Consider the following 12,560-nt stretch of genomic DNA (forward strand, 5'->3'; position numbering starts at 1 on the left):
AGTTTATAATATAAACAATTTATCTGTATAATCAAATTACTTCTAATACTTATATTAAACTTTAATTTTAATTTATAAAAGCATGATTTTAAATTATTTTTTAATTAATATTACCTAATGCAAAAGAGATTATACCACCACATTAGTATTTACTCAAGTACTAAACTTTGCTATATATGTATATGAAAAAAGAAAGCCCATCTAGGCTTTCTTTAAATCTACTACCACTCTTCTATAAGGTTCGTCACCTTCACTATAGGTATAAATATATGGGTTGTTTTGAAGTGCTGAATGAATTATTCTTCTTTCATATGGATTCATAGGTTCCAATTTAAAGTTTCTTCCAGATCTTCTAACCCTACTTGCAGTTTTGTCTGCTAGACGTTTTAATGTTTCTTCTCTTTTAAATCTATAGTTTTCAGTATCTAATACCACTCTTTTATATTCACTGTCATTTCCTTTGTTTACTACAAGACTAATTAGATATTGAAGAGAATCTAGTGTCTCCCCCCTATATCCGATTATAATTCCCATATTAGGTCCAACAAGTGAAATATTTATGACATCATCTTCTTCTTTAATTTTAATTTCAGCTTTTACGCCCATGGCATCTAAAATTTCTCTCAAAAAAGTTTTTGCCTCATATACATAGTCTCTTTTCACCTTAACTCTGATCTTTGCTGGCTTAGCTCCAATTAACTTAAATAACCCCTTGCTACCTTCTTCTATAACTTCTACTTCAATTCTATCTTCTGTAACATTTAACTCTCTTAAAGCGTTCTTTATAGCCTCATCTACAGTTTTGCCAGTGATTTCAATTGTTTCCATACCCCGTTTCACCCACCTTTAACCTGATACCGATATTATACTATTTCTTATTTTTATTTCCTAACTTATCCGAGCTAATTTCTTGTGCAAGTTTAGTTGTAGAACTATCATCCTTAGGTTTATTATCTATAGATTTCATTATATAAGTTTGAGCAATTTGTATTAAGTTATTTATAACCCAGTATAAAACTAAAGCTGACTTAAACTTAAGACTCATAAATCCAATAAATCCAGCCATGAATATGTTCATTGTCTGCATTTGCTTAGCTTGTGCATTATTAGGAGAACTACTTGATATAATCTTAGTTGATATATATTGAGTTACGAAAGATACAACAGGTAGTATGTATAGCTGGTCTGGTTGAGATAAATCATTTACCCATAAAAATCCTACACCACTTATGCCCTGTAAATTGTTAAAAACATAATATAAGGCAAACAATATTGGCATCTGTATTAATAAAGGTAAACAACCGCTAAAAGGACTCACTCCATTTTCTTTATATAGCTTCATCATCTGTTCTTGCTGTTTCTGCGGATCATTTTTATACTTACTTTGTAATTTTTGAAGCTCTGGTTGTATTTCTTGCATCTTTACTTGAGATCTTGTTTGTTTTATATTTAAAGGTAATAATATTATTCTTATTATTATGGTGAATAGTATTATAGCTAATCCATAAGAATAATTAGGATTAGTTGTTAATACTTTTATCAAACCATGGATAAATTCAAAAAATTGAGTTAAAACGTTATTTAAAATCTGCAAATTGCAAACCTCCCGACAATTTTATTTAACAGGATCATATCCCCCTTTATGGAAAGGATGACATTTTAATATTCTCTTTAATGACATAAAGCTTCCTTTAAAAGCTCCATACTTTTCTATGGCCTCCAAAGCATATTGGGAACAAGTAGGATAAAACCTACAGCTAGGAGGTTTCATGGGCGAAATATATTTTCTATAGAATTTAATTAAGCCAATGAAAAATCTTTTAATCATTTTCTAATAACCCCGCCTTTTTAAAGAGGTTTTTCATAGAATTCTCTACATCATGATAACTCTTGTCCTTCAAAGCAACTCTAGCTACAAATACAAAATCAAATCCTTTTTTTAAACCTTTACTATTTAATCTATAACTTTCACTTATTAATCTCTTCACTCTACTTCGAACTACACTTTTTCCAACTTTTTTACTTACAGATATGCCTACACGATTAATAAGGCTATTATTCTCATCTCGATTATAAGAATTTCTATACACATATAAAACCAACAATTCATTGGAAAAGGACTTTCCTCTTCTGTACACTCTTCTGAATTCTACATTCTTTCTAAGCTTTTCGCTTTTCATGCCAAAACATTACTCCTTTTTTTCCTGCAATTGCAGAAAAAGGCCACTAAAGCGGCCCTTATGCTGTCAATCTTCTTCTACCTTTTTGTCTTCTTCTCTTAAGAACTTTTCTTCCAGATAAAGATCTCATTCTTTTTCTGAAGCCATGTTCTCTTTTTCTTTGTTTCTTTTTAGGTTGGTATGTCATGAACATGCTAACTACACCCCCTTTATCTAACTTATGTATAGCAATTTATTCACTATCATATTAATTCAAATTAAAGTTTTACCTTCTAATTATATAGTGACCATAATTTAATGTCAAGAAGCCAAAGAAGAATTTGTAACAATATATACAGGTAAATATTGTTGATATTTTTATCAACAACTTATTTTTTTGTGGATAAGTTATTGAATGTTATCAATTCTATATGATATCATAAAGAAGAATTGTGAATAATTTTTTATATTTGACAAGTTATCCACAGTTGTTGATAATATTGTGTATAACTTATTTAATTATTGCTATATCTATTATTATAATCACTATTTATAGATATAATTCAATAGTTTTATATATTTTTAATTATGTTTATATGTTTTTTTCCACAGTGTTAATAACTATAAAACCTCTAAAAATATTAACAGAGTTATAAACATGTGAATATTTTTAATAACAATGGCTATTATCTTAAATAGCTGTTTATAATTATGTTTATATGTTGTTTACACTTTTATATAATAAAATTTTTATAATTTGACTGGAGGATTAAAAATGAATGCCCAACTTAAAGAAATATGGGAAAAAACCTTAAACATCCTAAAAGGTGAGCTTTCAGAAGTCAGCTTCAATACATGGATAAAAAGTGCAGAACCTATGATTATAACTAATGACTCAATAAAACTTGGTGTTCCTAATGATTTTACTAGAGAAATATTAGAATCTAGATATAAAGATCTTATAATGAACGGAATAAAACTTATAACTTCTAAAAAATATAACATTGAATTTTGCATATTGTCAGAAGAGCAAGTAGAGCAAGATGTTATAAAAGAAGCTAAAGAAGTAAATAAAAAAAGTTCTGTAACTCCAAATGATGAAATGACAGCTACATTAAATCCTAAGTACACTTTTGACTCTTTTGTTATTGGAAATAGTAATAGGTTTGCCCATGCAGCTTCATTAGCTGTAGCAGAATCCCCAGCAAAAGCATATAATCCTTTATTTATCTACGGTGGTGTTGGTCTTGGAAAAACACATCTTATGCATGCTATAGGTCATTATATTCTTAAAAATAACCCTAGTGCAAAGGTTGTGTATGTATCCTCAGAAAAATTTACCAACGAACTTATTAACTCAATAAAAGATGATAAAAATGTAGAATTTAGAAATAAATATAGAAATGTAGATGTACTTTTAATCGATGATATTCAATTTATAGCAGGTAAAGAAAGAACTCAAGAAGAATTTTTCCATACTTTTAACGCACTACATGAGGCTAATAAACAAATCATCTTATCTAGTGATAGACCACCAAAAGAAATTCCTACCTTAGAGGATAGATTAAGGTCAAGATTTGAATGGGGACTTATTGCTGACATTCAAGCACCAGATTTTGAAACTAGGATAGCTATTCTTAAAAAGAAAGCTGATGTAGAAAATCTTAATATTCCAAATGAAGTAATGGTGTATATTGCAACAAAAATTAAATCAAATATAAGGGAACTAGAAGGTGCTCTTATAAGAATTGTAGCTTATTCTTCTTTAACTAATAGTGAAATAACAGTAGAATTAGCTTCTGAAGCTTTAAAGGATATCATATCCAATAAACAATCGAAAAATATTACTATAGATAATATTCAAGATGTAGTATCTAGCTATTACAATCTTAGAGTAGAAGATTTTAAATCTCAGAGAAGAACTAGAAATGTTGCATATCCGAGACAAATAGCCATGTACTTATGTAGGAAGCTTACTGATATGTCTCTTCCTAAAATAGGGGAAGAGTTTGGAGGACGTGACCACACTACTGTAATACATGCTTACGAAAAAATATCATCAGGTTTAAAGACCGATGAATCATTACAAAATGCTGTAAATGATTTGACAAAAAAACTGACACAAAAATAATAAACACCTGTACATAATAAGCTATGCATAATCTGTGGATAAGTTTTAAGATAATAATTAGATTTAACAATGTGGATAAGTCTAAATTTTGATTACCTTCTTATCCACAATTATTTTTGTCTTATTTTTCTTTGTATTTAAGGGTTTAGAGTAGTTATCCACAAACCCACAGCCCCTACTACTACTGTTACTATATTTATCTATATATTTATATCTATATCTACTCTAAATTCTAATAAATTATTGTGAATAACTTAAGGAGGATATACCATGAAGTTTACATGTGAAAAGAGTAATTTACAGGAAGCAATATCTATAGTTCAAAAGGCTGTAACAGGAAGATCTCCTATGCCTATACTAGAAGGTATTTTTATAGAAGCTATTAATAATGAATTAAGACTTATAGGTTCAGATATAGACCTAAGCATAGAAACTAAAATAAATGCAAACATTATAGAATCAGGAAGAATAGTTGTTGATTCAAAGATCTTTGGAGAAATAATAAGAAAACTTCCAAATGATGAAATAGCTATAGAAACTACAGAAAATAACTCAATAATAATAACTTGCCAAAACTCAATATTTAACCTTATACACTTAAATGCTGATGAATTCCCAAGTCTACCAAATATAGATGACGATATGATGTTTGTCATTCCTCAAAGTACATTAAAAAATATGATAAGAGGAACAAGTTTTGCTATAGCTCAAGACGAAACAAGACCTATACTTACAGGAATATTATTTGAAATTAACGATAAAATGTTAAATATGGTAGCTCTAGATGGATATAGATTGGCAATTAGAAATGAATATATTGACACAGAGAATTCAATAAGTGCAGTAATTCCAGGTAAAACCTTGAATGAAGTAGCTAAAGTATTAGAAGATACAAACGAAATCGCAAATATAACTTTCACCACTAACCATATTCTTTTTAACTTAGGTGTAACTAAAATTATATCAAGACTTTTAGAAGGTGAATTTATTAAATATAGCTCCATAATTCCACAAGAGTTTAATTTAAAAGTCACTGTAAACAAACAAAAATTACAAAATGGAATTGAAAGAGCCTCACTTATGGCGAAAGAAGGAAATGCGAATTTAATAAAATTAGATATAGAAGATGAGTCTATGGTTATAACCTCTAATTCTCAATTGGGAAAGGTTAGAGAGGAAGTGGCTATAAATTTGCAAGGCACCACTCTACAAATTGCATTTAATTCAAAATATCTTTTAGATGTTCTTAAAATAATGGATGAAGAAGAAGTTGTTATGGAATTTTCAAGTAGTGTAAGTCCTTGTGTTGTTAAAAATAAAGAAAAAAACAATTGTAAGTATCTAGTTTTACCTGTAAGATTAGCTAAATAAATATAATATGTATTAAAAACCTTAAAAAAGGTCAATAATGCAAATAGGAGAGATTTTTATGGAAGAAATTAAAATAAACACCGAATTTATAAAACTTGATTCTTTTTTGAAATGGTGTGGAGCTGCCTCTTTAGGGTCAGAAGCTAAGATATACATCTTAGAAGGTCTAGTTAAGGTTAATGGGGAGATAGCAACTCAAAGAGGTAAGAAATTAAGAGCTGGTGACTTAGTAGAGTTTCAGGATACAACATACAAAATAATTTAAATTAATTATATTATTCATTTTTATTTAACAATATTATGATATAATTTTATATGGTGTTTAATATGTATATAAAATATTTGCAACTTTTGGATTATAGAAATTATAATTCTTTAAATTTAGAGCTAGTTCCGAGTGTTAATGTTTTTATGGGAGATAATGCTCAAGGGAAGACCAATATTTTAGAATCCATATACTATTGTGGTTTCGGTAAATCCCATAGAACAAACAAGGATAAAGAACTTATTAGATGGAATGAAGAAAAGTCTGTAATAAGTGTTTATATATCAAAAAAAAGACTAGATAAAAGAATTGATATAAATATATTAAGAGATGGAAAAAAGGCTATAAGGATAAATTCTATAAAAATAAATAAAATTTCTGACCTTATAGGTACTTTTAATGTGGTTATGTTTTCTCCAGAGGATTTAAGAATTGTCAAAGAATCACCAGGGGTTAGACGTAGATTTTTGGATATGGAATTATGTCAATTAGATAAAAAATATTATTATAGTTTAGTTCAATATAACAAAGTTCTTCAAGAAAGAAATGTTGTATTGAAGAATAGGAATTTAGATAAGTCTATGCTGGATATATATGATATTCAGCTAGCTAGTTTTGGAAAATACATATTCAATAAAAGGATTCATTATGTAAAACAGTTAAATCACTATGGAAGTGTTATACATAAAGATATAACATCTAACAAAGAAGAGATAGCTTTTAAATACATATCCTCTATTAAAAGCACAGAAAATGTAGAAGATGAAATACTACACATCTTAAAGGCTAATAGAGAAAAGGATATGGATAGGGGAACTACTAGTACAGGAATTCATAGGGATGATTTAGCTATATACATAAATAAAATTGAAGTTAAAAGTTATGGTTCTCAAGGACAGCAGAGAACTGCAGTTTTAACTATGAAATTTTCATCTTTAAGCATATTGAAAAATCTTACAGGAGAAAATCCTGTGCTTTTACTAGACGATGTACTTTCAGAGTTAGATTTTAATAGAAAAAAATATATATTGAAATCTATTAAGGACATACAAACAATAATAACATGTACTGGTGTAGATGATATACAAGAGTATTTAGACGAGGATGCTAAAATATTTAATGTTGTAGATGGAAATATAATTTCGTAGAGGAGGAGTCTTCGTGTTTCTTCATTTAGGAGAAAATGTAGTAGTTCCCATAAAGGATGTAATTGGAATATTTGATATGGAAACCAGTATGTATAGTTCTGACACTATACAATTTTTAAGAATGGCAGAAGAAGATGGGTTTATAGAACGTATAACAAAAGAGAAGCCAAAATCTTTTGTTATTGCTGAAGTTGATAAGAAGAGTAAAATATTTTTCTCTCCCATATCTTCAGCAACTTTAACTAAAAGAGTGGATATAGAGCATTACTTGTAATATAAATTAAAATGCTAAATTATGTTTTTATTCTAGATTTGCCGCTTAATAGCATAAAATGCAGAGTTAAGTGGCAATTAATCGTGTAATAAAATGAATAGCAGCTAAAAATATTTCATGTGATGAAATAAGAGTAGGAGGAGTTGCAGGTTGGAACAAAATAATAAGACTTATGAAGCTAGTCAAATTCAAGTTCTCGAAGGTTTGGAAGCAGTAAGAAAGAGACCAGGGATGTATATAGGGAGTACTAGCGCAAGAGGGCTTCACCATTTAGTTTATGAAATAGTAGATAATAGTATAGATGAGGCTTTAGCTGGCTATTGTAATAATATAAAGGTGTCCATTAATGAAGATAATTCAGTAACAGTAAGTGATGATGGTAGAGGTATGCCTGTAGGTATGCACCCTAAATTAGGTAAGCCAGCAGTAGAAGTTATAATGACTATATTACATGCTGGAGGTAAATTTGGAGGGGGAGGCTATAAAGTATCAGGAGGACTTCACGGAGTTGGAGCTTCTGTTGTTAATGCTTTATCAGAAGTATGTGAAGTAACTGTAAAAAGAGATGGTTCCATATGGAAACAAACCTTTGAAAGAGGTTTGGCTAAAACTTCTCTTGAAAATATAGGAACTACAGATGAAACAGGAACTACCGTTTACTTTAAGCCGGATCCAACCATATTTGAAGAGGTAGAATTTGATTTTGAAGTTTTATCTAAAAGGCTTAGGGAAGTTGCTTTTTTGAATAAGGGAATAAATATAATCTTTGAAGATAAGCGTATCGAAAAGGAAGAAAAATATTGTTACGAAGGTGGAATAAAGTCCTTTGTATCATACCTAAATAGAAATAAGCAAATACTGCATCCAGATCCTATCTATGTAGAAGGTGTTAAGGAAGATTATATTGTTGAAATAGCTTTGCAATATAACGATGGTTATGCAGAAAATATATTTTCTTTTGCAAATAACATAGATACTATGGAAGGTGGAACACACTTAGCTGGATTTAAATCAGCACTTACTAGAGTATTTAATGATTATGGAAAGAGATTTGGATTTTTAAAAGAAGCAGATAAAAATTTATCTGGTGATGATATAAGAGAAGGTCTTACTGCTGTAGTTTCAGTAAAATTAACTAACCCGCAGTTTGAAGGACAAACAAAAACTAAGCTAGGAAATAGTGAAGTAAGAAGTATAGTTGATAATATAGTAGGTGAAGGTGTAAGTACTTTTCTAGAAGAAAACCCTGCTGTAGCTAAAATTGTTATAGATAAAGCTCTTTTAGCAGCAAGAGCAAGAGAAGCTGCTAGAAAGGCTAGAGAACTTACAAGAAAATCTGTACTAGAAAGAACATCACTACCAGGGAAGCTTGCAGACTGTTCATCCAAAGATCCAGTAGAATGTGAGATATACATAGTTGAGGGTGACTCTGCGGGAGGATCTGCAAAGCAAGGAAGGAATAGAAGGTTCCAGGCTATATTACCATTAAGAGGAAAAATACTTAATGTTGAAAAACAAAGATTAGATAAAATATTAAACTCAGATAGTATAAGATCAATGATAACAGCCTTTGGAGCAGGTATTGGTGATGAATTTGATTTAGAGAAGATAAGATATAACAGAATCATTATAATGACAGATGCTGATGTTGATGGTGCTCATATAAGAACATTACTATTAACATTCTTTTATAGATACATGAGAGAATTAATTGATCAAGGACATGTATATATTGCACAACCACCTTTATATAAGATTGCAAAGCAAAAGAAGGAATACTATGCTTATTCTGATAAAGAGTTAGATGAAGTACTAATGCAATTAGGTGGTAAAGATAATAGCATTGATATACAAAGATATAAGGGTTTAGGAGAGATGAATGCTGAACAGCTATGGGATACTACCATGAATCCAGAAAAGAGAATATTGCTTAAAGCTACTGTAGAAGATGCTATGGCGGCGGACGAGATATTCACTATACTTATGGGAGATAAGGTAGAACCACGTAGAGAATTTATTCAAGAAAATGCTAAAAAGGTTATTAACCTAGATATATAGTGCATAGATGAGGTGAAATAGATGAACAATAATGAAGGAAAAGTCTTACCTGTTGACATTAGAAGTGAAATGAAAAAATGCTATATAGACTATGCCATGAGTGTTATCGTAGGTAGAGCACTTCCGGATGTAAGGGATGGTCTAAAGCCTGTTCATAGAAGAATTCTATTTTCTATGCATGAGCTAGGTTTAGCACCTGAAAAAGGATACAGAAAATGTGCGAGAATAGTCGGAGATGTTTTAGGTAAGTATCATCCACATGGAGATTCTTCTGTTTATGATGCTTTAGTTAGAATGGCTCAAGACTTTTCAATAAGATATACATTAGTGGATGGTCATGGTAACTTTGGTTCTGTAGATGGAGACTCTGCAGCGGCCATGAGGTATACAGAAGCGAAAATGAGCAAAATTGCAGTAGAAATGATAAGAGATATAAATAAAAATACTGTAGATTTTATACCTAACTTTGACGGTGAAGAAAATGAGCCTTCAGTATTACCTTCAAGATTTCCAAACCTTTTGGTAAATGGATCTTCTGGTATAGCTGTTGGTATGGCTACAAATATACCTCCTCATAATCTAGGAGAGGTAATAGATGGGGTTATAATGCTCATTGATAATCCTGAAAGTAGTATCATAGAGTTGATGACTAAGGTGAAGGGCCCAGATTTCCCTACTGCTGGAATAATTATGGGGAAAGCAGGTATTAGAGAAGCTTATGAAACTGGAAGAGGAAAGATATTAGTTAGAGCCAAGGCTGAAATCGAAGAAGAAAATAGCAGACATAGGATCATAATAACAGAAATACCTTACCAGGTTAATAAAGCAAAGCTTATAGAGAATATAGCAGATCTTGTAAAAGATAAGAAGATAAATGGAATATCAGATATAAGAGATGAGTCAGATAGAGACGGTATGAGGGTTGTAATAGAGTTAAAGAGAGATGCAAACCCTAATGTGGTTCTAAATTTATTATATAAACATACTAAGATGGAAGATACCTTTGGGGTTATAATGTTAGCATTAGTAGATAATGAGCCTCAAGTATTAAATTTAAAACAAATATTATCACACTACTTAAACTTTCAAAAAGAGGTTATAAGAAGAAGAACTCAGTTTGAATTAGAAAAGGCTCAAGATAGAGCTCATATCTTAGAAGGATTAAAAATAGCTTTAGATAACATAGATGAAGTTATAAAAATTCTAAGAGGCTCTAAAACTACAGATATAGCTAAATCTACTTTAATGGAAAGATTTAATCTTTCAGATAAGCAGTCACAAGCTATTTTAGAAATGAGACTAAGAAGGCTTACTGGACTTGAAAGAGATAAAATCGAGGAAGAGTATAACGCATTAATTGAGTTAATAGCAAGATTAAGAGAAATTTTAGAAAAAGAAGAACTTTTATTAAATATAATAAAAGAAGAACTTATTGAAATTAAAAATAAGTTCTCTGATGAAAGAAGAACCACTATTGAAAAGAGTGCTCGTGATATAGATATAGAAGATCTTATTCAAGAGGAAGAGGTTGTTATAACATTAACTAATGGTGGTTATATAAAGAGAATTTCAGCTGATACTTATTCAGCTCAAAAAAGAGGGGGAAAGGGAATACAGGCTATGTCTACAAAAGAAGATGATTTTGTAGAACAAGTATTTATAACCTCAACCCATAGTGATTTGTTATTCTTTACTAACCGTGGAAAGGTATATAAATTAAGAGCTTACGAGATACCTGATGCAGGAAGAACCGCTAAGGGAACAAACTTAATAAATATAATACCTATAAACCAAGGTGAAAAAATAGAAGCTGTTCTTGCCATAAAGGATAATAAAGTAGAGGGTAACTTGGTTATGGCTACCCGAAAAGGTATAATCAAGAAAACACCACTTAAAGCCTTTATTAATATAAGAAAAAATGGTATGAATGCTATAACTCTAAGAGATGAGGATGAACTTTTAAAAGTTAAGCTAACTTATGGAGATGCTGAAATTATCATTGTAACTCAATATGGATATGCTATAAGAATAAGTGAAAAAGATGTAAGACCTATGGGAAGAAATGCAGCTGGAGTTAAGGCTCTTACCTTAAGAGAAGGCGATAAAGCTGTATCCATAGATATAATAGTTCCTGATGAAGATCTTTTGGTAGTAAGCGAAAATGGTTTTGGAAAGAGAACTAAAATTTCAGAGTACCAACTACAAAGAAGAGGTGGAAAAGGAATTAAGGCTTACAAGATAACAAATAAAACAGGAAATGTTGTAGGCGCTAGAATTTGTAAAGAAGAAGATGAACTTATGCTTGTAAACACTAGTGGAGTAGCCATAAGAATAAATGTAGTGGATGTGGCTCAGACTGGTAGAAATACTAGTGGAGTAACTCTTATGAGGAGTAAAGGTGAAGATCAAGTAGTTGCTATTGCTAAAATTAGTAGTTCAGAAGAAGAAGCTATAAATGGAGATATAGATAGTGATCAGGTTATACCTGCTGAAGACGAAAATAATTCTATATTAGAAAATGAATTAGATGATGTTATATCTGAAGAGGAAAATACTGAAGAATAATAAAGAAAATAAACAAAGGACCTATGAGTTTATATATACTTATAGGTCTTTTATTTATATCTTTTCTTTATTTTCAATATATACATTACCTGGTGTATCACTAGCAGTAATATAAAGAAAATAATATAAAATAAGAGAAAAATAGATTTAATTTTAAATAATAATAAAATATGAAAGTATGTGGTCAATAATATATGGTATGATTATTTCTGTTGCCAACGAAATACTGATTTAAATTGATTTTAAATGATTTAAAAAAAGTTGTTGACAACTAAGAAAACACATGATAAGATAAGTAAGTCGCTTCGGTAAAGAAGCAAATTGATCTTTGAAAATTGAACAGAAAAGATGATATAAAGACCAGCAATTCTTTTGAATTATTTTGAGTAGATTAAACTCAGAGTTTTCTAATAAGGAAACTCACTCAGAATTTGCAAAAGCAAAGATGGAGTGCAAAATGAAACTTCTCAGTATGAGAAGTAAGAAATTGCACAAAATCGAAGATTTTTAGCAATTTCTTAAATTGAGAGTTTGATCCTGGCTCAGGACGAACGCTGGCGGCGTGCTTAACACATGCAAGTCGAGCGAG

The 12,560-nt window shown here is 30.2% G+C and carries 12 protein-coding genes and 1 rRNA gene; 8 read left to right on the forward strand and 5 right to left on the reverse strand.

Features of this window, described 5'->3' with window-relative positions:
* Positions 1–201: 201 nt before the first annotated feature.
* From jag to rpmH, 5 genes are read right to left on the reverse strand one after another with little or no spacing between them, the layout of a single operon-like run.
* Positions 202–828, reverse strand: coding sequence for an RNA-binding cell elongation regulator Jag/EloR (gene jag, locus KQI89_RS11605; RefSeq protein WP_216457186.1), 627 nt, complete (start codon positions 826–828; stop codon positions 202–204).
* 40 nt (positions 829–868) lie between these two features.
* Entirely contained in the window at positions 869–1,594 is a 726-nt protein-coding gene (yidC, locus tag KQI89_RS11610; RefSeq protein WP_042439848.1) for a membrane protein insertase YidC, read from the reverse strand.
* Positions 1,595–1,615: 21 nt separating this feature from the next.
* Positions 1,616–1,825 (reverse strand): membrane protein insertion efficiency factor YidD, encoded by a 210-nt coding sequence (yidD, locus tag KQI89_RS11615; protein WP_187117436.1) that lies wholly within the window; start codon positions 1,823–1,825, stop codon positions 1,616–1,618.
* Positions 1,821–2,180, reverse strand: a complete 360-nt coding sequence (rnpA, locus tag KQI89_RS11620) for a ribonuclease P protein component (protein WP_032123303.1) — start codon at positions 2,178–2,180, stop codon at positions 1,821–1,823. Before rnpA ends, yidD begins: the two co-directional genes overlap by 5 nt.
* Positions 2,181–2,238: 58 nt before the next feature.
* Positions 2,239–2,373, reverse strand: a complete 135-nt coding sequence (gene rpmH, locus KQI89_RS11625) for a 50S ribosomal protein L34 (protein WP_032123302.1) — start codon at positions 2,371–2,373, stop codon at positions 2,239–2,241.
* Positions 2,374–2,934: 561 nt separating this feature from the next.
* On the opposite strand from rpmH, the gene dnaA reads away from it, so the two are divergent.
* From dnaA to KQI89_RS11665, 8 genes are all read left to right on the forward strand, one after another.
* The gene (dnaA, locus tag KQI89_RS11630; RefSeq protein ID WP_032123301.1) at positions 2,935–4,290 is read left to right on the forward strand and encodes a chromosomal replication initiator protein DnaA; all 1,356 of its coding nucleotides are present in this window, start codon (positions 2,935–2,937) and stop codon (positions 4,288–4,290) included.
* A 270-nt stretch (positions 4,291–4,560) separates the two neighbouring features.
* Positions 4,561–5,661, forward strand: coding sequence for a DNA polymerase III subunit beta (gene dnaN, locus KQI89_RS11635; RefSeq protein ID WP_216457187.1), 1,101 nt, complete (start codon positions 4,561–4,563; stop codon positions 5,659–5,661).
* Positions 5,662–5,719: 58 nt separating this feature from the next.
* On the forward strand, positions 5,720–5,926 hold the full coding sequence (yaaA, locus tag KQI89_RS11640; protein WP_216457188.1) for a S4 domain-containing protein YaaA: 207 nt from the start codon (positions 5,720–5,722) through the stop codon (positions 5,924–5,926).
* Between the two features lie 62 nt (positions 5,927–5,988).
* Complete coding sequence (recF, locus tag KQI89_RS11645) at positions 5,989–7,074, forward strand: DNA replication/repair protein RecF (RefSeq protein ID WP_216457189.1); 1,086 nt, start codon at positions 5,989–5,991, stop codon at positions 7,072–7,074.
* Positions 7,075–7,087: 13 nt separating this feature from the next.
* Complete coding sequence (gene remB, locus KQI89_RS11650) at positions 7,088–7,348, forward strand: extracellular matrix regulator RemB (RefSeq protein ID WP_032123297.1); 261 nt, start codon at positions 7,088–7,090, stop codon at positions 7,346–7,348.
* Positions 7,349–7,498: 150 nt separating this feature from the next.
* Positions 7,499–9,406, forward strand: a complete 1,908-nt coding sequence (gene gyrB, locus KQI89_RS11655; RefSeq protein WP_216457190.1) for a DNA topoisomerase (ATP-hydrolyzing) subunit B — start codon at positions 7,499–7,501, stop codon at positions 9,404–9,406.
* A gap of 21 nt (positions 9,407–9,427) precedes the next feature.
* Positions 9,428–11,971: a DNA gyrase subunit A gene (gyrA, locus tag KQI89_RS11660; RefSeq protein ID WP_216457191.1), complete on the forward strand. Its 2,544-nt coding sequence runs from the start codon at positions 9,428–9,430 to the stop codon at positions 11,969–11,971.
* Between the two features lie 519 nt (positions 11,972–12,490).
* Positions 12,491–12,560: ribosomal RNA gene (locus tag KQI89_RS11665) — 16S ribosomal RNA — on the forward strand; the annotation flags it as partial.

This window comes from Clostridium simiarum, assembly GCF_018919175.1.
Classification (GTDB): Bacteria; Bacillota; Clostridia; order Clostridiales; family Clostridiaceae; genus Clostridium_L; species Clostridium_L simiarum.